Genomic DNA, 2,885 nt, shown 5'->3' with positions numbered 1-2,885 from the left:
GTACGGTTGGCAAACTTTAGGCAACAAGACTTACTACTTTGATAAGGCTAGTGGGGCTATGTACACTGGGAAGCACACCATTGATGGCAAGACTTACACCTTTGATAACAACGGGGTGGAAGAAGCTTGGGGTTGGCCATTCCCAAACGTTGGGCAAGGTTACTTCTCTGGGGCACAACGCTTCGGTGTGAACGCCGGTGGGGAATTCCGGTTGAACGGCTTCCATGACGGGTTAGACTTTGGTTCTGTTGACCACCCAGGTTCCACGGTTCACGCTATTCACGCCGGGACGGTTACGTCGGTCGGTTACATGGCCGGGTTAGACTGGTACGTTACGGTTGATACCGGTGAATACTTGGTGGTTTACCAAGAAGCCTTTAGTTCCCGGAACCAAATCGCCGTTAAGCCAGGCCAACAAATCGGCTTAGGTGACACGATCGGTTACCGGAACACTTCCCACCTCCACATTGGGATTACCCGCCAAAAGAACTTCAACGTGGCCTTGGCTAACTCCTTTAACAACAACGGGACTTGGCTGAACCCACTGGACATTATCTTAAACAACCGTTAAGATAGTTAAGTTAAATAAGTAATTAAAAGAGTACCGGCAACTTTGTCGGTACCCTTTTTGTAAGGACGCTAAATTCGAAGAAAGGATTTCATTTTGAAGAACAATGTCGATCAAATTCGGGCCTACCAAGCCAATTTTGCCCGGAATGTGAAGAAACTTACCACCCTCTCAGGGGTTGTCTTGGCCACGGCAAGCTTTTTGCTGCTGGTCCAACCCCAAGCCGCACAGGCTGAAACGACGCCGGCAACTACCGTTAGCCAGGCGGCCAGTGCGGCGTCACAAGCCTCAGCCCCAGCCACGCCGGCTTCAAATGCTAGTGATGCTTCTGCTAGCTCAGTAGTAACGCCAGCTTTGGCCAGTGCTCCGACTTCAGTGGTGAACAGGGCCAGTTCGTCCGCTAGCGCGAGCGTGACTAATGCCACATCCAGTACCAATAGCAGTGAGCCAGCCCTGTACAAAGCGGCTGATGCCAATACGCCAACCGTAGCGACGAACCCGGATGTCGTTGCCAACGCGGTCAACGCGACAGTCGCTCCTGATATTAAAACCTACACCCCAAGCAATGCAGCTGGTAATGTTACAATTAAAAGCTCCTTTAGTACCAGTGCGGATGCGATCGACGTTTCCTCTTATCAGGGGGCAATGAGTGTTAACGACTACACCAACTTGAAGAACCAAGGGGTGAAGTACGTCATCGTCAAGCTGACCCAGGGGACCACCTACGTAAACCCATACGCGGGGACCCAGATTGCCAACGCCAAGGCGGCCGGCTTAACGGTCTATGCTTATGACTACGTAACCTTTACTTCGACCGGGGTTGCGCAAGCCGAAGCGGCCTACTTCGCGGCGGCGGCCCGGCGGTTTGGCTTGGGGACGGATACCCTGATGATTGCTGACGTGGAAGATGACGTGGTCAAGCGGGGCGATATTACCAGCTTGTTAAACGCCTACTGGGCCGCCTTAAGCGCCCAAGGGTTCACTAACCATGCCGTCTACACTGGCTACTACTTTGACCAACAATACAAGGTCAGTTCAACCGTTGGTAAGAGTCGGACCTGGATTGCCGCTTATTACTACTCTTACTGGAAGAATACGATCTTAAATTCTGGCTACGGGGCCTGGCAATACACCGATTCCTTTAACGGGATTGACGGCTCGATCGACATGGGGCTCTTTTCTTCAAATCTGGCCAAAAACGGGGAAAGCTATGAAAATGGCCACTGGTATCTTTACCAAGGCGGCATCAAGCAGACCGGCTTTATGCGCTTAACGGATGGTCGGGTCGTTTACTACAATGGGGCTGGGCAGATGCAATATGGTCTGCAAACGATCAACGGGGCGATCTACTATTTCCAGCCAGATAGTGGTGAAATGGTAACTGGACAAAAGGTGATTAACGGTAGTAGCTACTATTTCGATCCTAAGACCGGCCAACGCCAAAGCGGTCTGGTTTACAATACTGCTCGTCAACAATTCCAATATTATAATTTGACCACTGGCCAATTACTGACAAGCGCAAAGGGAGTGAACCTCGGTTCCATGCATGTTCAACCTAACGGGAGCGTGACCTTGAGTACATTGACAAATGGTTTAAATCTTATTCAGGGAGTTCGGTATTATTACAATGCGCAAACTCACACTTTGGTTGGTGGCTTTTTAACGAGTGGTGGGAAAACTTATTATTTCGACCCAATAACTAAAAAAGCAATTAGTGGGCAATTACATTTGAATGGCTTTTGGTATGGTTTTGACAGTGATGGAATCATGCAAATGGGGTTTACTAAGTTAAGTGATGGCCGGATTGTTTATTATGCTCCAAATGGCCAGATGCGCTATGGTAAGCAAGTGATTAATGGAAAAACCTACTTTTTGAATGCAGATTCAGGCGAGTTAGCAATTAGGACGGAAATTAAATTAGGTCCAGACTGGTATTATTTTGGGGCCGATGGGACCATGCAAACTGGTTTTGTGACTTTGCCAAGTGGGAAAAAGGTTTATTACAATGCGCAAGGCCACATGCTATATGGTGAGCAACAAATTAGTGGTCATTGGTACTACTTTGTGCCGCAGAGTGGGCAAATGGTGGTGAACCAATTTGTGAAATTGCCGGGGAAGACGGTGTATTACGATTCAAAGGGGCAAATGGTGTACGGTGAGCGGCAAATTAATGGCCATTGGTACTATTTTGTGCCGCAAAGTGGCCAAATGACGGTAAGTCAATTTGTAAAATTACCGGGGAAGACAGTTTATTATGATGCACAAGGTCAGAGGGTGTATGGTGAGCGGCAAATTAATGGTCATTGGTACTACTTTG

The 2,885-nt window shown here is 48.7% G+C and carries 2 protein-coding genes; both read left to right on the top strand.

The window, feature by feature from the left end; genetic code table 11:
* A partial coding sequence (locus BN54_RS04200) for a peptidoglycan DD-metalloendopeptidase family protein (RefSeq protein ID WP_040469726.1) occupies nt 1-571 on the top strand: 571 nt, incomplete at its 5' end.
* 93 nt (nt 572-664) lie between these two features.
* On the top strand, nt 665-2,885 hold a 2,221-nt coding region (locus BN54_RS04195; protein WP_019205902.1), incomplete at its 3' end, for a GH25 family lysozyme.

Origin of the sequence: Limosilactobacillus ingluviei str. Autruche 4 (genome assembly GCF_000312405.1) — a bacterium.
Taxonomy (GTDB): domain Bacteria; phylum Bacillota; class Bacilli; order Lactobacillales; family Lactobacillaceae; genus Limosilactobacillus; species Limosilactobacillus ingluviei.
The sequence above is the reverse complement of the archived record's forward strand: the minus strand, read 5'-3'. Positions and strand labels throughout refer to the sequence as shown.